Genomic DNA, 19,843 nt, shown 5'->3' on the forward strand with positions numbered 1-19,843 from the left:
TCCAATAGTAAGACGAAGCAACGTTAAAAGTAGTTTCAACTTAAAAAGAAGGAGAATTCCTAGGTCTTAGCGTAAACTACTATTAACGGAACATTTTCGGAATAATTCTTTTAATTAATCTAGTAAAGGAGGCGCAACGATTGAAGCAAAGTGTAATCAGTACGGAACAGTGGTTAGAAGAGCATCTTCTTCAACTGAATCTAGTCGAGGATATGAACCAGCCGAATGGATTTTCAAGACTTGGATACAGCCCGGAAGAGTGGGAAGCTCACGATATTTTTATCCAAATAGCTGAAAAGATGGGTTTAACGGTCAGACGAGATCAAGCGGGGAATGTTATCGCAAGATGGAATCCGGTAAACGCAGGAAACACTGCGTTACCTGCAGTCTCAATGGGTTCCCACCTCGATACCGTAAAAGGTGGAGGCGGTTATGACGGAGTGGCTGGAATCCTTTGTGCATTAGGTGCGATAAAAGTGTTAAAAGAGGAAGGGTTCGAGCCAACTCACCCCTTAGAAGTGATTTGTTTTGCATCTGAAGAGTCTTCGAGATTCCCTATCTCAACCATTGGCAGTAAGGCGATGTCTGGCATCATTAACCCGAAAGAACTTCAAGACCTGCAAGACGCATTTGGCACAACCGTTAAACAAGCGTTTGAAAGCAGAGGGTTACATTGGGGCTCCATTCAATATGCCGAACGTGAACAAAATGAGATCAAATCATTTGTCGAGCTCCATATCGAACAAGGGATGAGAATCGAACATGCAGGTGCTGAATTTGGCGTAGCAACTGCCGTAGCGTGTCCGATTCGTCTCAGCATTCAGATCGAAGGCAAGATGGGACATACCGGAACGACACCGATGGGGATGAGGCAGGATGCTTTAGTTGCCGCTGCACCGTTGATCACGTTTATTTCGGAAAAAGCTGAAGAATTATCGAAAGAAAGTGAGTACCCAATTGTTGCGACAGCTAGCACGCTTACCGTTCAGCCGAATGCAATGAACGTCATCCCCGGCACCGTTATGCTTGGGGTCGATATCCGGAGTGTGGACGATTCACTTAAAGAGCGTTTTAAAATTATGATAAAAGAAAAGTGCCAGACCATCGAAAAGGAAAAAGATGTTACAATAAAGGTAGAAACAATCGTTCACAATGCGTCGATCCACCTAAATCGAGAACTATCCGAAAAACTAAAAAAGATCGGTGAGTCGCTTGGATACAGCCCTCTCGTCATGGAAAGCGGGGCAGGGCATGACGTGATGAACATGAGTAAAAAATGGCCATCGAGTTTAATTTTTATTAAGTGCCGTGATGGTTTGAGCCATCATCCAAAAGAACATGCAACACTTGAAGATTTACGTATAGGAGTTGAGATCCTTGTCGGATACTTACAACAAGAAGCGGGGAATGATCGATGAAAATCCGGTTGGGGGTCGTTGGACCACAAGATTCAATCCATCTCGTGAAAGATGCTGCAAAAGAGTTTCATAAGATCGAGATCGTTCCATTTGCTTATCAAACGATAGAAGAAACAAAAGAAATGATTGTAGAGAATAAAGCTTATGTTGACCAATGGTTCTTTTCCGGACAAGCCCCGTATTATTTTGCGTTGAACAACGGTTTGATACGAGAAGAGGAAGGGAGTTATGTTCCGCTTAACGGAAATAGTTTATACAAGACGCTTCTAGAGGCGCAGGTCAATGAGCAGAAGCTGTTAAAAAAGATCAGTCTTGATACGATTCAAGATCAGGAGTTGGAAGCCATCCAACAATCGATACCTGCCTTACAGATATCCACTTTTCCTTACACCGGATACATGCCTGCAGAGGATATTGTCCGTTTTCATAGAGATCTGTACAACAGAGGAGAAATCGATGTTGCCATAACATGCATTCAAGCGGTTTATACCAAACTAAAAGAGTTCAATATTCCTTGTTACCGGGTCACGCCAGATGTTCCTTCGATTCAGCTGATTCTTCAATTTCTAAAAGAGCGGGGCGAATCCGCGTGGTATAAGAAGGCACAGACAGCGATCCTTGGAATCGAAGTGTTTCACCCGTCAGACATGGGATCTGACCAGTTTTATTCGTATAAAATGAAACATCAGGAGTTGGAATTGCAACGACTTTTGCTGAATTACGCAGAGACCATTAGAGGTTCGTTCGTACAGATCGGGGACGGACACTTCTATATCTATGCCACAAGGGGTGAGGTCGAACTTCATCTTCATGATAATTCCTTGTTGAAACTGGTGGAAGAAGCTAAGCTGCACAGCAAACTGGACGTAAGGATTGGGCTCGGGTATGGCTTTACCGCAGTTGAAGCTGAGCAAAATGTTCGTTTAGCGTTTCAATATGCCCGGAAACAGGAATTACCGGTGATTATCCTAGTCGATGAATATAAACAGGTGGTTGAAAAGTCCGGTGTTCAGGAAAACATTTCGTACAGCAGCAGGATTTGTGGAGATGAATGGGAAACAAGGCTGAAGGATGCCTCGATTTCTCCAGCAATCGTAAGCAAAATCCAGTCACTTTCCCACTATTATAAAAAAACACAAATTACGTCACAAGAACTCGCAGTCTGGTTAAAAGGAACCGAACGAAACGCCCGACGCATCTTAAGTGAAATGGAACGGCTTGAACTTGTAAAAGTGTCAGGGGAAGAACAGTCAGGCAATAGAGGACGACCGAAAAAAATATATGAGTTTAGATGTAATCTAAAAGCAGGAAGCGGCCAGTGAGTTCGCTTCTTTTTTATGTCCAGAATTTCATAAAAATTTTTCCACAAAAATTTTTTATAAAAAAAGAAGGGAAGTTGTCAGATTATACAGAATCCTTAATATAGGAATATTAACGGAAAAAGTCCGTAATTATGATAAGGGGGGAACTCAATGCCGCAATTGGCTTCTGAAACTCAAACTTCTAATGAAAAAGGATTTACTCGTTTTCTAAACGTGATTGAACGGGTAGGGAACAAATTGCCTCATCCGTTCATGCTCTTTGTTTATCTGGCTCTTTTCATGATCGTCATCTCGTTTGTCGTAAGTCTTTTTAACGTATCCGTCAAACACCCTGGATCTGGCGAAGTTCTTCAGGTGAAAAATCTACTGTCTGGAGAAGGGCTTACGTTCATGTTAACGTCCATGCTTGAGAACTTTACCGGCTTTAAACCACTTGGACTCGTTCTGACGATGATGCTTGGGATTGGGATGTGTCAACGTGTCGGGTTATTCGAAAGCGCTATCAAGAAAACGATTATTAAAGCGCACAGATCAATCATCACGTATACCGTATTTTTTATCGGTATCATGGGGAACATTGCGTCAGATGCTGCGTTTGTTATCATTCCGCCACTGGCCGCGGTAGTCTTTTACTCGATTGGGAGGCATCCATTAGCAGGTCTTGCGGCAGGTTTTGCCTCTTCCGGTATCGGATTCACGGCGAACATTTTGATCGCCGGAACGGATGCCCTCTTATCAGGAATCTCGACTGAAATCTCTACAACCATCAACCCGGATGTAGTTGTAACACCAGTCGATAACTGGTACTTCATGAGTATTTCGACCATCGTACTAACGATCGCGGGTGGATTGCTCACGGAAAAATTTGTAGAACCCCGTCTTGGCAAGTATGAAGGGAACGCGGATAAGAAAGAGCTCGACTTTAAAGGGGATGCGGTAGAGTCGAAAGCACTCCGAAATACGCTGATTGCGGCACTTCTTTATATTGGTGTTGTTGCAATCATTCTCTTTGTTCCGAATTCACCGCTTCGAAATGAAGAAGGTGGTATCATTCCATCACCTTTCTTGGATGGGATCATTCCGATCATCTTCCTTTTCTTTGTTACAGTCGGTGTTACGTTTGGTGTGACTATGAAGAAGATCAATAAAGTGAGCGATGTGCCGGAAGTGATGACTGATTCGATTAGAGATATGGCAGGATACATCGTCCTCGTTTTTGCGATCGCGCAGTTCATCGCCTACTTTAACTGGAGCAACCTGTCCACATTGATCGCCGTGAACTCTGCGGATCTACTCGCTCATATGGACTTAACGGGGTTGCCGGTCATTATCGGCTTCGTCTTATTAACGGCCATCCTAAGTTTGTTCATCATCAGTGGCTCCGCGCTTTGGGCCCTGGAGGCACCGGTATTCATCCCGATGCTGATGCTATTAAACTATCACCCTGCTTTTATCCAGGTGGCGTACCGAATCGGTGAATCTTCGACGAACATGGTGACACCGCTCAATCCGTACTTTGCCATATTGCTAGCATTTATGAATGAATATGATAAAAAAGCAGGAATCGGGACGCTCATGGCGTTGATGATTCCGTATACGATCGTATTCTTGACGATCTGGATCATCATGCTGGTCGCGTTTGGTCTACTCGGTATTCCGATCGGACCAGGGATCAGCATGTATATAAAGTAGTTAGAGAGAAAAGGGGGGGTGAATCTTCTCCTTTTTCCATGCGAGTTTTCTAGATAGAAAGGAAGAATAACATGGGAATAATTGAAACCGATCTAGTAAAAGAGATCTACCCAAAAATGGTAGAGTGGCGAAGAGATTTTCACAAATACGCTGAATCCGGGTGGGTGGAGTTCCGTACGGCTTCACTAGTCGCAGCTCGTTTAGAAGAGTGGGGCTATGAGATTCTGGCTGGAAAAGAAGTTGTGGATGCAAAGGCAAGAATGGGATTGCCGCCCACGAGCTTTTTAAACGAACAGGAAAAGAGGGCGTTGGAGCAAGGCGCTGATCCGAAATGGCTGCCTGTTTTCTCCGGCGGTTTTACCGGTGTTGTCGCTACTTTAAAAACCAACAAGCCTGGACCTGTGATCGGACTGCGTTTTGATATGGATGCACTTGACATTCAGGAAGCGAAAAGTGAAGATCACCTTCCTCATAAGGAGGGATATGATTCGATCAACCAAGGAATGATGCATGCTTGCGGACATGATGCCCATACTTCCATAGGCCTCGGGTTGGCAAAACTTTTGTCTCAACTAAAAGATGAACTTTCCGGTACGATTAAACTCATCTTTCAACCGGCTGAAGAAGGGGTCCGCGGTGCGAAGTCGATGGTGGAAGCAGGTGCGTTGGATGATGTTGAGGTATTTATCGCTTCTCATATCGGTACCGGCATTCCGGCGGGGCAAGTCGTAAGCGGGGCAAATGGCTTTCTTTCTACGACAAAAATCGATGTCACGTACAAAGGGAAAGCAGCGCATGCCGGCGGCAATCCTGAAGAAGGAAAGAACGCTCTCTTAGCGGCTGCTTCTGCTGTATTGAATCTTCACAGTATTCCTAGACATAGCAACGGCCAGTCGCGCGTAAATGTTGGCGTTCTTCAAGCAGGCAGCGGCCGAAACATCATCCCGTCAACAGCCGAGCTAAAAATTGAAACACGCGGCGAGACATCAGAAATAAACGAGTATATCTTACAGAACGCCCTAAATATCATAAAAGGTTCAGCTGTCATGCATGATGTGGAGGTTACGTATGAGATTGTGGGTGAAGCGAAAACGAGTGATTCGAGTGAACCATTAAAAGCTTTTATTGAAGAGATCGCGTCAGACGTGGATAAAGTTGACTCTGTTTTAAGTGAATCACCGAACGCCGCAGGATCTGAGGACGCCACATACATGATGGACCGTGTAAAAAAGAACGGCGGGCTTGCTTCCTACGTCATTTTCGGCACAACTCTTGCCGCAGGGCATCACAACGAAAAATTTGATATTCAAGAAGACTCTATGATTATGGCAGTTAACTATTTATCCAAGTTCATTTTAAATATAGATCGATTAAAAAAGGATGAGGTGATTGGATGAAGACTGAAACAAAGGATTATGTCTCTGAGATTCATGCGTTCATCGAACAAAACCGGGAAAAATTCATCGGGATTAGCGATAAAATCTGGGACTATGCAGAAACAAGGTTTGAAGAATACAACTCGGCTGACCTGTTAGCCCAAGTGCTCGAAAAGGAAGGGTTCAACGTTGAAAGAGGAGTAGGCGGAATCAAAACAGCGTTCATCGCAACGTACGGAAGTGGAAAGCCGGTCATTTCTCTATTAGGTGAATTTGATGCACTCTCAGGATTAAGCCAAAAGGCAGGTGTATCCACTTATGATCCAGTTGTTGAAAACGGAAACGGTCATGGCTGCGGACATAACCTACTCGGGACAGCCCCATTAGCTGCAGCAGTAGCCGTTAAAAACTATATGGAGAAGCATAATGTAAAAGGAACAATTAAGTACTACGGCTGCCCAGGTGAGGAAGGCGGATCGGGCAAGACGTACATGGTGCGGGAAGGTTTGTTTGATGACGTAGATTGTGCGCTCACTTGGCATCCTGGTTCGTTTTCGGGAATCTTTTCGCTCTCAACACTCGCAAACTATCAAGTGTATTTCAAGTTTAAAGGGAAAGCCTCTCATGCCGCGAATTCCCCCCATCTTGGAAGAAGTGCGTTAGATGCGGTTGAGCTGATGAACGTTGGTGTGAATTACTTGCGGGAACACATCATTCCAGAAGCGAGAGTGCACTATTCGATCGTGAACACTGGCGGTTTCTCACCAAATGTCGTACAGGCAGAAGCGGAAGTCCTCTACCTGATTCGTGCACCTAAAATGACTGATCTGAAGAATATATATGAACGAGTCGTCAATATTGCAAAAGGGGCAGCACTCATGACCGAAACTGAGATGGAGATCAAGTTCGATAAAGCGTGTTCGAACTACATCCCGAACCACGAACTCGGGAAGGTACTGCATGAAAATCTGGAGAGGTTTGGCCTGCCTAATTATGAAGAAAGTGAGATGAAGTTCGCAGAGGATATTCATCAAAAGATCACCCGTGACGACATCGAGAATACGAAGAATGAGATCGCTAAAACATCGGGCGAAGAATTCACGACAGAACTTCAGTCACCTTTTTATCCAGAAATCGTTCCTTATCAGAAAACAAATGATGTCATGTTCGGATCTTCTGATGTAGGGGATGTCAGCTGGGTCGTTCCTACCGCGCAATTCTGGGGTTCAAGTTTTGTATTTGGAACACCCTTGCATTCATGGCAGCTCGTCGCACAAGGTTCAACACCAATCGGTCAAAAGGGAATGCTTCAAGCTGGAAAAGCGCTGGCCGGTTCGGCGATCGAACTTTTACAGAATAAAGAGCTTTTGGAACGTGCAAAGCAAGAATTCCAAGAAAAAAGAAAAGGTACTCCTTATGAATGCCCGATTCCCCCCGGGGTACACCCTTCTCCTTTAAAAAGTTAATCAAAAAGAGCCAACTCAAACGGTTGGCTCTTCCTCTTATTTGAGAATCGGTCATAAGATCTTTGTAAGAAAGTATTGAACTTTATGTTCATGATAATCTATTTTCTTAAACAGATTTTCTTGTAGTTCTTTGTCTCTACAGCTCTTATAAAGAATGAAAAGATATTTAAGCATCATTCTGTGATATCGCATCTTTAAACTTGCCACAAAGCACCCCGAAAAATAGACATGTTTACTGGTTATATCGGCTCTTTTTACATTTGAATTATACCCTTTAATATCTATTTTCTCAAATATGCCATATGGGTCAATTTACCTACCACTAAATATGTAGGAGGAACAGAATGACCGAATTTAAATGCTATAAATGTCATAAGAGATTTAATGTGACCGAATGGATGTGGAAATGTGACTGTGGAGGAATGCTGGACCTAGTAAAGGAAAAAGTGACGTTCACTCCAAAGAGTATTCAAACTAACCTTCCAACCATGTGGAGGTATTACGATGTGCTTCCGTTTACGAGTGTTGCGACAACTTGGAAGTCCATCACCATGGGAGAAGGGTTTACACCGTTGGTTCAATTAGATGATGATGAACCCAACACTTTTGTAAAAGTCGACTATATGATGCCGACCTTATCTTTTAAAGACCGCGGTGCTGCTGTGTTAATAGCAAAGGCGAAAGAATTAGGTATAACAAAAGTAATAGCAGACAGCAGCGGGAACGCTGGAACCTCTATTGCCGCTTATGCGAGGCGCGCTGGAATTTCATGCACGATCTTTTTAAGCGATTCAACCTCTCCCAAAAAGATAGCCCAGATTAAGGCTCACGGTGCAACGATCAGGTCGATCAAAGGAAACCGGGAAGATGTAGCTGCCGCTGCACAACAAGCACTAAAAGAAGAAAAGATATTTTATGCAAGCCACATATACAACCCTTATTTTTATGAGGGAACGAAAACATACGCTTATGAGATCTGGGAACAGATGCAAACGATGCCAGATACGCTCATCATCCCAGTCGGAAATGGCACCTTGTTGTTAGGCGCTTTTTACGGATGTAAAGAGTTGATGGAAAACGGAGTAATAGAAAGGATACCGAAGATCGTCGCAGTTCAAGCAGAAAACTGTGCGCCGCTAGCCAAAGCTTTTTTTAAAAATGAAAAAACAGCTAAACCTGTAGAGAACGCCGGAACACTAGCAGAAGGGATTGCGATTGCAAAGCCTGCACGGTCTGCTCAAATTCTAGAAGCAGTGAGGGCAACCGGCGGTGAGTTTATCACCACTTTTGAAGAAGAGATCACTTCAGCACGAGTTGCGCTTGCAGACAAAGGTTTCTATGTAGAACCAACCACAGCAGCCAACTATGCGGGATACCTAAAGTACAAGAGAATGTCTGACGAAGTGATTGTGATTCCCTTATGTGGTGCGGGAATTAAGACTTCCTAATCCGTTAATAAAAAATTTATATTCAATGGTCAAAAGGAGAGCCCCTTTGTGTAGGTGGCTCTCCTTTTATGTTTCACTCATTAAAATGTTCTTTAAAAAGAACATAAAAAGATAATAATCAATGTAATTTAAAGAAAATGGAAGATAATTAGTAAAAAAGTACTCTTAAAAGAACAAATATCATCGAAAATGAGACTTTTTTAACTGGGAATTATGTTCTATAATAGCGACATAAACGTTCTTTAAAAAGAACATAGATTATTTCTTAAAGAACTGAAAACGGAAGGTGAAAAAATGTATCCGAAGCGAGCTGATAGATTGAAGAAGAAAAGAAATCAAGCTTTTAAAAAGGTAGCCATAACATGCAGTCTTTTTGCGTTTAGCATATATGGGATTTCGAACATAGCTTCAGATACATATGCTTTTTTTTCAGATAAAGAAGAAGTAACGGCGAGCTTTTCGGCAGCTAGAATTTTTCCGGACTATGCAAAAGAATTAACAGATAACGTAAAAGATTATTCAAATGAATCCTCTAGAATGCTCATTCAGATCAACCAGTTACTTATTAAAAATAAAAATGCAGAGCAGCTGGAGAATGCTATAGGTAAAGCTCAAAGCATTCGGAATCAAATGACAGATGCGGTTGAAAACGCGAATGCTTCCATTAAAATTCTTGAAGACCATCTTCAATTGGAAGAGAAAGACGTTCGAAACGGAATTGAAGGGTCAACAGAAGTCAGGAATTACATAAAAACTGCTCTTGATATTGCAAAGCGAGAATTGGCAACCATCAATAACGACATATTGTCTGCAGATTCGGCTCTTAAGGGTGCTGAGAAAAAATTAATACAGTTAAAAGCAGATGAAGAAAAAGCTAGAAAAGAAGCGGAAGAGAAAGGCAGAAAAGAAGCGGAAGAAAAGGCTAAGAAAGATACAGAGGAAAAAGCAAAGAGAGATGCTGAAGAAAAGGCTAAGAAAGATACAGAGGAAAAAGCAAAGAGAGATGCTGAAGAAAAGGCTAAGAATGATGCAAAGGAAAAAACGGATGAAGGTGAAGCTGGAACTCCACCCACAACTGATGACTTAACAGCAGATGAGCCAGTGAAGGAGGAAGAAAAATAGTGAAAGCATTAAAGTGGTTCAACCATTTAATTACGATAGTACTTTCGATTCTATTAGTGGCTATGGCATTAAGCGTGATTATTTCAAGAGCTTCAGGTGGCGAACCTCAAGTGATGGGTTATCAACTGAAAACCGTTCTATCTGGTTCCATGGAGCCAGGCATAGAAACAGGTTCCATTATTGCCATCAAACCCGGTGGAGACATGACCCGTTTTAAAAAAGGGGATGTTATCACATTCAAAGCATCTGAAGAAAAGTTGATTACGCACCGTGTTCAGGAAGTGAAAGGCACGGGAGAAAACACTCAGTACATCACTAAAGGTGATAACAATGATGCAGCCGATCTAGATCCAGTGTTAGCAGCAAATGTAGTCGGTGAGTATAAAGGATTCACGATTCCTTACGTTGGCTATCTCTTAAGTGGCGCACAATCCAAACTAGGAGCTTTATTATTGTTAGTTTTACCAGGTTTACTATTACTTCTGTATTCTGGTTTTACGATTTGGAGTGCGATTAAAGAAGTAGATGTAAGTAAAAAAGTGGAGGCGACTAAAGAAACACCTACAACCAATTAATTAATGAGGTTGAAATTCCGTATCGATAACCGTCTTTACGGGTTCAATATAAAAAATTGTACATACCCGAAAAAAGGGTGAAAGGGAGGAAATAGGAATGAGTTTGAAAAAGAAATTAGGTCTTGGGGTAGCATCAGCAGCACTTGGTTTATCTTTAATCGGTGGGGGGACGTATGCTTACTTTAGTGATACTGCAGTAACGAATAATACTTTTGCAGCTGGTAAACTTGATCTTGCAGCAAATCCAACTAGAATTTTTGATGTAGATAATTTAAAACCAGGAGATACAATGTTCCGCGTGTTTGAACTTCAAAATAAAGGTACGTTGAACATTAAAAATGTCATTTTAGATACAACCTATGAAGTTAAAGATGCAAAGGGCGATAATGCTGATGCAGATTTTGGAAAGCATATTCGAGTTAACTTTATGGTTAACGCAGATAAAGCACCATTACTAAACCCAGCTGCTGGAGTAGTAGTATGGGAAACAACTCTTGCTGAATTACAAGATATGTCTCCAGAAGTAGTTAAAGATAAAATGGAACGTATCTTTGGAGACAGATGGGGAACTAAAGGGTTAGTTACTGGTTCTAGTGACTGGCTAGGAGTTGAGATGGAGTTTGTTGACAATGAAGATAATCAAAACGTATTCCAAGGAGACTCATTAAAACTTAAGTGGGAATTCACTGGGAACCAAACAAATGGTGAAGAAAGATAATTTCAGTAATATTCAAAGAGGTGGGAAAGCAATACTCCCACCTTTTTGTGATAAGGTACCTCTATGACGCAGATTGAGAGGTGAATCTATGAAACTTAATTCAATCAAATTTAAACTTATTTTGATTTATAGCTGCCTAATTCTTATTGTAGCAGTCTTCATCCCTATCGGAAACACAGGTGCCGACTCCAGCACGCCAGAAATCAAAATTGATACTTTTCCAGACAGTGTCTTATTTGATATCAAGGATTTCAAACCTGGAGACTGGGCGCCACGTGAGCTAACCATACAGAATAACGGCAATAAGGATTTTTCTTATAACATTCAATCACGTATGAAGACAGGATCCGAGAAACTCTTTAATCAATTTCAACTTAAAATTGAAGATGCATCTGGTAGGGTGTATCAAGGTTCGTTAAAAGACTTCAAAGGAATAAATCCACGTCCTTTAGCATCTTTTTCAGAAGAAAAATTAATTGTAACCGTTGAATTTCCGTACATATCTGGAAACGAGTTTCAAGGTTTAGAGACGAAAGTTGAATTCGTTGTCTATGCGGAAGGCAAGGATGAACCACCAACGACAGGTATAGATAACCCTGATGAACGTGAAGTGACCTCTCCACCTAGCAATGACAATGAAAACCTGCCATCTAAAGAAACAGGTTCACTTCCGCAAACAGGGGAAGACAATCCGATTTATGTGATTCTATCAGGACTATTTATCACATTAGCGGGCCTTGCATTATTGCTTATGAAAAAATCAATTCTGCCAAATCCTTTTAAGAGAGTTTAGGATGAAACAAACGATTACTAGATTTACTAATAAGAGCTAGCTGTTGGACGGGTACACTGCGTTAATCATGCAGCATCTCCAAACAGCTAGTTTATTTTTGTGCCTTCAATTGAATCTTCACGGTACGTGTTCTTTTATTTTGTTACACGTTCGCGCAAGATGACCCTCGTTTCGCTCAAAATCCGCGAGTTACGCTCAGAATCGCCGAGTTACGCTCAAAATTCCATATCTTCGCTCAGAATAGGTCTCTTTTCGCTCAAACTTGCTATATCAGGTCCTACAATGAACTAAAAACAGCCCTTTGGCAGTCATTTTTGTTTAGACACTTACAAAGTCGTGCGTTTTGATTCATCAAAACGTCCTTTTTTCTCTTATTTAATATAAAAAAAGAGGCTCGAACTCAAAAGCTATTACACTTTTGAGCCAGCCCCTCTTTCTCATTCCACTTACTTACTAATTTTGATCAATCCTGCAGAGTTATCTGAAGCTTCTCCGATGATCGTGAACTTCAAGCCGTACTTCGGAAGTTTCTTACCAGCATCATCAATGACACCATCTGGTAGACTGCCGTTGTAATCTTTGTTATCTATATACGTTACAGAGTCGTTAAATACAGGTACACCATTTTGTGATTTGTAATCAAAGATTCCGCGGCTTGGTGAATTGACATACCAGCTCGGTGTTTTATCAAATGAGAATGCTGCATCCGCAATTTGATAACGAGTAGAATTCTCTACCGTTGGCAGGCCATCCTTCGTTCCTACGATAGCTTTAGGGTGAGAGTCAACTACTCCGATAAAGCCTTCACCCGGATGGATACCCGTCCAGTTGTCTGTGAAGCTGTCATCGCCATACCATACAACCATTCCTGTGTTGTATTTAACGCCACGGCTTGATTGAAGGGCTTTGTCAGAGCCTGCTGTATTTCTCCACTCGATGTAATAATAGTGGTCAGCAAATGATATACCGTTGGAAACGATGAAATGATTTAATTTGAATTTCGGTGATCCTTCTGCATCATCAGAGAACACAACTACTCCATCCGCTGTAAGTTGAGCATTATCAAGAGCAAATCCTTCTGGCGCAAGTCCACCATCTGTTTGATAATCAAAAACCAATTTCACTTTCTTACCTTTAAATTCACTTAAATCATACGATTTATCAACCCAATTGCCCTCGGTTGTGTACTGTATTTTTTTTGTTGCCGTCCATCCAAGTCTTTCAATTTCTTTAAGGATATTTCCACTTTGATCTTGTACATAGACGGATAACTTATCGTATTCTCCGCCATTTTCGATTTCATAGTTAGCTTTGTACGTGAACGTTGCCGAAGTTTTGTTGGTAAGATCAAATAAAGGAGATTCCATACTTGTATGAAGGTTATCGCCCTTCGTACTGTAATAGTATTTCTCGCCAAACGCCGGTTGAATCTTGCTTTCTACTTCTTTTTGTGGAAGATTTACCTTAACTAATCCTGGGTTTTTCGATTTTGTTACAGATTGGTCCACTTTCACTAATGTGCCGGATGCTGTTATGTCTTTTAAGTCGATTTCAGTCATGTTTGCCCAGTTTCCACCCATTACTTTTTGGAAGTATTCTTTATTCTGAGGGGAGAAACTCGTTGGCTCCGTTCCTGCTATCCTACCGTTCCAGCTTCCACCACTCATGATCGACCAAGATTCAACAGGTTCGCCGTCACCTGAGTATTGTGTGTCATACTCGTCTGGAAGCCCTAGATCATGTCCGTATTCATGTGCAAAGACACCGACTGCTCCATCTTCTGGCTCAATGGTATAATCATATGCACCCATTTTCCCGCCCCAGTAAGGTACATCTGTTTGTGTACCTGGGACTGGGAATACACCGTCTAATACCCAACGGTGAGACCAAATCGCATCAGCACCTAACGCTCCACCGCCGGCTTCTTGCCCAACACCTGCATGGATGACCATCAAGTGGTCGACTAAGCCGTCAGGTTCGTTCAAATTTCCGTCGCCATCCAAATCATAAATATCCAGTTGGTCAAACTCCGCTAAGTTTACACCATCTGCCACAGCAGCCTTAAGGGCATCTTTTACAAAATCACGCGGTCCTAATGGATTTCGATTATCATGCCCTGATGCTGCATCATCACCATAATCTTTAGCTTTTCCCGGAACAGTAACCCAGTTCGTTACATGGCCATCAACCGTATAACTGCCTCCGGATTGTTCTTCGTAATATTGCTTAAATGTTTTTACCTTTGTTCCATCGAACAATTCAAAATCTTCATCGCCAAACAACATCTTTTCATAGTGTTCTCGGCTGAAGTCATCCGAGTACATGTAGCCTTCTTCTTGTTCGATGTTGTTGTGGCTGAAGTCTGAGAACTCAGCTAAAAGCACGAGTACCTTATCTGTACGTACGTCGCCTTTATACTTTACGGGCTTTGCAGGATCTACGTTCATAAATCCGCTGCCTGTTGTTAAGGTTTGCGTGTTGTTTAGTTTTTTAGATAGCTTTTCTTTTTGTTTTTTCAAGAATGCTCTCGATTGTTTTGAAATTTCCTTTGCCTGCTGATCTTTCGTTTCTGCTGTTCCCGCTGGTTTTTGATTTTTGAGTTCAATGTACTTTTTAACCGCTTTTTCGGTTTCTGTACTTGAAGCATTTTTTGCAATGATCCCCTGCTCCTTAAGTGCTTTTGCCAAACGATCTTGATCTACTAAGTGCATGTCAATCGGTGCGGATTCTAAGATGGCGGATGTTTTTGAGTAGGAGTTCTCTAACGGCATCGCTTTATTCGTAGAAAAAGCGGACGGTGCCAGAAGACTCATAGAAATCCCTGTCAGCATTAAGGAAGTGCCGAGCTTTTTACTCCATTTTCCCATTTCTTCTCCTCCTGTTTTCCCTTGTAATAGGTTCCCTGCACGACAAAAAGTAGCTCTTCATCATCTCCTTATGTAAGTTCATTATATAGAACAATAAGTTCTATAATTAGAATAATACGAAAATAGCAAACTTTTGTAAAGAAGAAATTACCATTTTAGAGAAAAGATGTATCGTACTTTATAAAGAACAACAAAGTTTCTTACATATCGAATAAGAAAATCGATTAGTATCATTTTTTAGCAGGAATTTGGTAGCGAAATCCGTTTTTACTAGATTTTGTTGAGAATTGTCGACAAAATAAACAACAAAATGTTCGTTATATAGGTTGACATGTTTTGTGTCGTCGTGTAAATTGATAACCATAAAGTGCTTTATAACGAACAAAGGATGTGTTAGAATGCACAAACGTATTTTCAAAATCTTAACTAGCATCATGATGTTCGTCATGGTAGTTAGTATTGGCTTTCTTTTATATACCAGTTACCAAGCTAGTAAAAATCCTGATCAGATCCCTTCTATTTTTGGGTACAAACCGTTAACCGTCCTTTCAAACAGTATGCAGCCGGCTTTTACTGCAGGAGATTTGGTTCTTGTAAAAGAGAAGCCAGCCTCTGAAATTGCAGTAAATGATGTGATTACTTTTAAAAAAAGCGATAGAAAATTGATTACTCATAGAGTGATAGGAAAAATGAAAAATGGTTTCGTCACAAAAGGAGATAGCAACAATGTAAAAGATTCAGAGATTGTTGCAGCCGAGAATGTAATAGGAACCCATGTTTTCACCATTCCAAAGGCTGGATATGTATCTAAGTTTGTCAGCAGTCCTTGGGGAATCACGCTATTAATCTTAATTCCGCTTCTAAGTTATTTGCTCCTAGAAATCTATGATCTTCTTTCAAGGGTTCTATCTAGAAAAGAAAAAGCTGTTTAACATTCTGATCCATTTTAGGAGGTGGGGCTATTCAGTTAGTTGATAGGGACTGTTACATAGTTATCGTTAAAAAAATAAAAAATACTGGAGGCTATTAAAATGAAAGTAGCAAAAAAAGCGTTATTAGGAACGGCACTAGCTGGAGCTTTGGTTGTATCTGCAGGTTTTGGAACTTATTCATGGTTTACGGATGTAAAGTCCGCGAATGCAACAATTGATGGCGGTACATTGTCACTAGGAATGGATACGAAGCTGTTTACTCATGAAAACTTTGCTCCATCTCAAATGTTAGTAAGTGAGTTCAAAAAAATTGACAATACGGGTAGCTTGAATCAAATCTTAAGGGCCACCTACACACATTCAGTAGATAAGGCTCCAGTTAATAAATATAAAGTAGGATACATGGCGATCAAATATGCAGAAAGACCAAATGAAACCATCTTAAAAGATATGGTAATGGATTATCAAAACAACTTTGATAAAGGTGTAACAAATCCCGTAGTTCCAAAAGCAGCAAAATCAGCTACAAGCTTTGAAGTAGAAGGCGGAATGCTATCAGATGAGCAAACAAGTGCATTGAAAGCTCAGGCGTCTAACAATGAGAAGACCATTAATTTTGGTGAAGGGAAGTTCTGGAAACTTAGAAATAACCAAAACATTGAAATTATGTTCTTTGTAAAACTTCTTGACAGTGCGGGTAACGAGTATCAAGGTGCACACTATGATGCCCAATTCAAAGTGGAAGCGAAGCAAACAGATGATGGAGCGAAGTTCGGTCCAGAAGCTGGTACAAATTAATCTGAATAATAGAAGAGACGGGCAGTCGATTTGGTCGGCTGTCTTTTCTTTCAAGTAGTCGTATAGGAAAAGCAGGAGGTGGGTTGGTTGAAACACATATGGGAACGAAGAAAAACAAGGCATGTGATTTTTCCTATGATCATGATGATCTATTGCTTACTCTTTATGAGTTCGAGGTATGATACGTTCGCTTGGTTTACAGCAGAAGCAAATGCAGAGGGAAGAATCACGAACGCCACGACTGCGGATCTAGTGAATATTCGTCTGGGTGAGGTTATGTATTTGGACAACTGTCAGGTAGAAAGCAGTGTGAAAATCACAAATATATCGAACATCAAGATCCCCATTCAATTAGTTCTATTAAATGATCGTACATATACGAAATCAAACGTTCTAAAACCTGGTCAATCTCTAATAAGCGAGACAATAGAAAGTAATTTTACGTCCACATGCGAATCAACAGAGATTAAATATCAACTCGTTGGTTTTCAAGGTTATATCGACGAAGAGATTGTCATCCCATTAGATCCTTCAAAAATGATTAAACCCGCCGAAGTGCCTGAGGAAGAAGTGGATGAAGATAACCAGACTAGGGAACCAAAAGAAGAGCAGGAGTTAGATGTAACGGAGGAAGTGCCAGCACAACCTACACAGCCAGGAACACCCGAACAAACGCAACCTGAAGTGAGTACTCCAGAAGCTCTAGCTGTTCCTGCACCAACTACACCCATTGAAGAGCCGGCACCTGACCAACAAACGAACACAGAAGCACCTTGAAAAGAGGATCGGTAATGAAGTGGCTGGCTTACGTGTTGATCGCAGCAGGGATTACGACCATGTTGTATCCGAAAGCCAAAAGTATGTACTACACGTATCAAGAGGCAAAGTTGCTGGAGAACTGGGATTCTGCTTCAGCAAATTCTCTCATTCAAGAAAGTTCTCAACAGCTGGATGATGTTTTTTCTGAAAAACACAGACCTCGTAAAGTAGATGATTCCAAAATAGAAAAAAGCTCAATTATCGGTAAACTCTCCATTACTAAAATTGATTTAACCATTCCGATCATGGAAGGTGCGTCACAGGCGAATTTAAAAGTAGCCGCAGGGCACCTGAAAGGAACATCACCATTAGGCGGGACGGGTAACGCCGCTATTGCGGCCCATCGAAGCTACACGTACGGAAAACAATTCAATCGGCTTCCGGAAGTGGAGACGGGTGATCTCATTCAGGTCGAAACGACTAAAAAAATCCTTACTTACAAAGTTACAGAAAAGCTACTCGTATTACCTACTGATCTATCTGTTCTTCAAAACACAGATAAGGAAAGTATCATTACGCTAATCACTTGCCATCCGATGAAGAATCCAACGCACCGTTATATTGTTAGAGCTGTTCTGTCTAAAGAGGAGGTTTTTTGAGCAAAGGAAGTTGTTATGATGCACAAGAAAATAGGAATGCAAATCAAAAAATACAGACTTCAAAATCATAATAGTTTATCAAAGCTCGCTGCCGTAGCTGGTATATCAAAAAGTTACTTGAGCAGTATTGAAAATCATGAAACCAACCCATCTGCGCAAATGATTCAAAAAATAGCCAAGGCTTTGGATGTTCCTGTGGAAAATTTATTAAACACAAAAGAGGAATCACTAGATCCTGAATGGATAGAACTAGTCTCGCAAGCGAAAGAGATGGGCATCGATCAAGAAAACATTCGAGACTTTTTAGCCTATGAAGCATGGAAACGTTCCGAAAAGGAAGGAGTTTAGATGTGATCCGGTTAGGCAACGGTGTGTACATCTGCCATTTGAACGGCAATATGCTGAAGGTCGTATATCTATGTAACAACGAATGTAATATTTATCTGGGAGACGAATACTAAGGTCGATCCGCTTTTGAATACGTAAAAAAGAAACTGAACCAAATGGAAAAAAGGTGGGACACGTCAAAACTGATACACGATAAATATCGGGAGTTTCAGCGGGAAACAGATGACTCCATCTAATAAAGAAGCTAATCGATCGCTTGATTAGCTTCTTTATTTTCCTTTTAAAGAGACAAAATGTAACAATTTTTGAGTTTTTAAAATAAACAGGTTGTAAAATTCAGATAATTTCGTATAATAAAGGTAATCGAATATGAACGGGAAGAGACATTGAGAAGAAACCCAATTTGTAAGACCCTTATTTTGTAAGGGCTTACATTGGCGTGTCTTCTCTTTTTCTTTTTTCGCATCGAATCGATTCTATTATATGAAATAGGGGGTTGGAACGATGAAAAGACATTTTTCAATTTTTACTTCTTTAATTTTACTGATGAGTATCCTCTTGCTTACAGCTTGTGCAGGAGATCAAGGTTCTGGGGACGGGGATAAGTCCGGTCAAATCACGTTTTACTCACCAGAAACGCCTGACATGACGAAGGAACTCGGACAAAAGTTTGAAGAACTGCATGGCGGATCCGTTAATGTTCAGTATGCAGGTACGAACGTTCTTGTAAACCGTATGATGGCTGAAAAAGATAACCCGCAAGGTGATGTTTGGTACGGTGGCGGCGGAATCCTTCCATTTGAAGCTGCTGCAGACAAAGGAATTATCGGTGCTTATGTACCAGACTTTGCAAAGGATTGGGACACCGTTGAAAACGGGATTAAAGTAAAACACCAAGATGGTAAATATGTAGGTGTTGAAATTTTCGTACTTGGATTTGCCTACAATACTGACCTTGTGAAAGCAGAAGAAGCACCAAAGACGTGGGATGACCTTCTAGATCCGAAGTGGAAAGGAAAGATTCAGTTCTCAAACCCGGCAGCATCTGGTACCTCAACACTTATGGTGTTAAATCAGATGATGCAGCGTGGCGAGGCGGAAGGATGGGAGTACTTTAAGAAACTTGTAGATCAAGCGAACTCCATGCCGGATTCAGGTTCTGCTCCGACAAAAGCCGTTTCAATGGGTGAAGCGCACATCGGTGTTGGTTTTGACTTCATGGCTTATGAGCAAAAAGCAAAGGGCGAGAGTGTAGACTTCGTGGTTCCGGATAAGACACCGATCCTAGTAAACCCGGCATCTCTCGTTGAAAACGGTCCGAACCCTAAAGGCGGTAAGAAGTTGATCGATTTCTTACTCTCAAAAGAAGGACAGCAGATTTTAGCAAACTGGTACCATATCCCGATCAACCCTGATGTAGAATCGAAGACTCCTCTTACACTTGAAAAGGTAAAACCCCTTGCCGTTGATCTTGATATCGACTGGGTGAATGAGAACTACGACCGTGTAAGAAACGAGTGGAAAGAGAAATTTCAGTAAAATACATTAGG

At 41.3% G+C, this 19,843-nt stretch carries 17 protein-coding genes; 16 read left to right on the forward strand and 1 reads right to left on the reverse strand.

From position 1 onward, the window contains the following. Window positions 1-140: 140 nt before the first annotated feature. The 10 genes from M3206_RS05960 (at window position 141) to M3206_RS06005 (ending at window position 11,930) form a co-directional block, all read left to right on the forward strand. On the forward strand, window positions 141-1,418 hold the full coding sequence (locus M3206_RS05960; RefSeq protein WP_251311598.1) for a M20 family metallo-hydrolase: 1,278 nt from the start codon (window positions 141-143) through the stop codon (window positions 1,416-1,418). Continuing rightward, window positions 1,415-2,740, forward strand: coding sequence for a hypothetical protein (locus tag M3206_RS05965; RefSeq protein WP_251311599.1), 1,326 nt, complete (start codon window positions 1,415-1,417; stop codon window positions 2,738-2,740). Before M3206_RS05960 ends, M3206_RS05965 begins: the two co-directional genes overlap by 4 nt. A 150-nt stretch (window positions 2,741-2,890) precedes the next feature. Then, window positions 2,891-4,432 (forward strand): AbgT family transporter, encoded by a 1,542-nt coding sequence (locus M3206_RS05970; RefSeq protein ID WP_251311600.1) that lies wholly within the window; start codon window positions 2,891-2,893, stop codon window positions 4,430-4,432. 71 nt (window positions 4,433-4,503) lie between these two features. Beyond that, the gene (locus M3206_RS05975; RefSeq protein ID WP_251311601.1) at window positions 4,504-5,829 is read left to right on the forward strand and encodes an amidohydrolase; all 1,326 of its coding nucleotides are present in this window, start codon (window positions 4,504-4,506) and stop codon (window positions 5,827-5,829) included. Beyond that, window positions 5,826-7,274, forward strand: a complete 1,449-nt coding sequence (locus M3206_RS05980; protein ID WP_251311602.1) for a M20 family metallopeptidase — start codon at window positions 5,826-5,828, stop codon at window positions 7,272-7,274. The genes M3206_RS05975 and M3206_RS05980 overlap by 4 nt, the downstream gene beginning before the upstream one ends. 344 nt (window positions 7,275-7,618) lie before the next feature. Continuing rightward, a complete protein-coding gene (locus tag M3206_RS05985; RefSeq protein WP_251311603.1) occupies window positions 7,619-8,722 on the forward strand; it encodes a threonine synthase in 1,104 nt (367 codons plus the stop codon). Window positions 8,723-9,016: 294 nt separating this feature from the next. Further along, window positions 9,017-9,844: a SipW-dependent-type signal peptide-containing protein gene (locus M3206_RS05990; protein ID WP_251311604.1), complete on the forward strand. Its 828-nt coding sequence runs from the start codon at window positions 9,017-9,019 to the stop codon at window positions 9,842-9,844. Beyond that, the gene (gene sipW, locus M3206_RS05995; RefSeq protein WP_425590712.1) at window positions 9,844-10,419 is read left to right on the forward strand and encodes a signal peptidase I SipW; all 576 of its coding nucleotides are present in this window, start codon (window positions 9,844-9,846) and stop codon (window positions 10,417-10,419) included. The genes M3206_RS05990 and sipW overlap by 1 nt, the downstream gene beginning before the upstream one ends. A gap of 97 nt (window positions 10,420-10,516) precedes the next feature. Continuing rightward, a complete protein-coding gene (locus tag M3206_RS06000) occupies window positions 10,517-11,137 on the forward strand; it encodes a TasA family protein (RefSeq protein WP_251311605.1) in 621 nt (206 codons plus the stop codon). Between the two features lie 88 nt (window positions 11,138-11,225). Beyond that, a complete protein-coding gene (locus M3206_RS06005; RefSeq protein WP_251311606.1) occupies window positions 11,226-11,930 on the forward strand; it encodes an LPXTG cell wall anchor domain-containing protein in 705 nt (234 codons plus the stop codon). A gap of 446 nt (window positions 11,931-12,376) precedes the next feature. Here M3206_RS06005 and M3206_RS06010 read toward each other — a convergent pair whose 3' ends face one another. Next, window positions 12,377-14,797 carry an immune inhibitor A domain-containing protein gene (locus tag M3206_RS06010; RefSeq protein WP_251311607.1) on the reverse strand — a complete coding sequence of 807 codons (2,421 nt, stop codon included), beginning with the start codon at window positions 14,795-14,797 and terminating at the stop codon, window positions 12,377-12,379. Between the two features lie 398 nt (window positions 14,798-15,195). Between M3206_RS06010 and M3206_RS06015 the strand changes: the two genes are divergently transcribed. The 6 genes from M3206_RS06015 (at window position 15,196) to M3206_RS06040 (ending at window position 19,832) form a co-directional block, all read left to right on the forward strand. Beyond that, window positions 15,196-15,729 carry a signal peptidase I gene (locus M3206_RS06015; protein WP_251311608.1) on the forward strand — a complete coding sequence of 178 codons (534 nt, stop codon included), beginning with the start codon at window positions 15,196-15,198 and terminating at the stop codon, window positions 15,727-15,729. 99 nt (window positions 15,730-15,828) lie between these two features. After that, window positions 15,829-16,527: a CalY family protein gene (locus tag M3206_RS06020; protein WP_251311609.1), complete on the forward strand. Its 699-nt coding sequence runs from the start codon at window positions 15,829-15,831 to the stop codon at window positions 16,525-16,527. An 87-nt stretch (window positions 16,528-16,614) separates the two neighbouring features. Then, window positions 16,615-17,304 carry a hypothetical protein gene (locus M3206_RS06025; RefSeq protein ID WP_251311610.1) on the forward strand — a complete coding sequence of 230 codons (690 nt, stop codon included), beginning with the start codon at window positions 16,615-16,617 and terminating at the stop codon, window positions 17,302-17,304. Between the two features lie 14 nt (window positions 17,305-17,318). Continuing rightward, window positions 17,319-17,945, forward strand: coding sequence for a class D sortase (locus tag M3206_RS06030; RefSeq protein WP_251311611.1), 627 nt, complete (start codon window positions 17,319-17,321; stop codon window positions 17,943-17,945). A gap of 15 nt (window positions 17,946-17,960) precedes the next feature. Further along, window positions 17,961-18,293, forward strand: a complete 333-nt coding sequence (locus M3206_RS06035) for a helix-turn-helix domain-containing protein (protein WP_285876776.1) — start codon at window positions 17,961-17,963, stop codon at window positions 18,291-18,293. A gap of 504 nt (window positions 18,294-18,797) precedes the next feature. Beyond that, the gene (locus M3206_RS06040) at window positions 18,798-19,832 is read left to right on the forward strand and encodes an ABC transporter substrate-binding protein (protein ID WP_251311612.1); all 1,035 of its coding nucleotides are present in this window, start codon (window positions 18,798-18,800) and stop codon (window positions 19,830-19,832) included. The last annotated feature ends 11 nt before the right edge of the window (window positions 19,833-19,843 follow it).

This window comes from Fictibacillus phosphorivorans (genome assembly GCF_023715845.1).
In the GTDB taxonomy this organism is placed as follows: domain Bacteria; phylum Bacillota; class Bacilli; order Bacillales; family Fictibacillaceae; genus Fictibacillus; species Fictibacillus phosphorivorans_D.